Below are 291 nucleotides of genomic sequence, written 5' to 3' on the forward strand. Positions count from 1 at the left end.
ATCGTCGCTTGGCGACCCGTTACTGCAAGCTCGCGAAAAGCTATGCCGCCATGGTCACATTGGCCTGCTGGCGGCGATGTCTACGACAGTACTTTTCGTACAGAGCCTAGCTCCGGCCTCACCCCCCTTCCCTTGACGGTCAGGAAAGACTGACCCGATCCATCCCCCCGACATTGCAATTGAACCGCCCCGGGTTTCGTGGAGGCCTCAACTCTTGAGAAGATGAGGCCATGAGAAAGACCACGACCTACTCCCCTGAAGTCCGTGAACGTGCCGTGCGCATGGTTCTGG

The 291-nt window shown here is 58.4% G+C and carries 1 pseudogene; it reads left to right on the forward strand.

Going from position 1 to position 291, the window contains the following annotated elements:
* A pseudogene (locus NJF35_RS24650) lies at positions 1–110 on the forward strand (IS5/IS1182 family transposase); the annotation flags it as partial.
* Positions 111–291: the final 181 nt, after the last annotated feature.

The sequence above is a fragment of the Pseudomonas guariconensis genome, from assembly GCF_024127895.1.
Taxonomy (GTDB): Bacteria; Pseudomonadota; Gammaproteobacteria; order Pseudomonadales; family Pseudomonadaceae; genus Aquipseudomonas; species Aquipseudomonas guariconensis_B.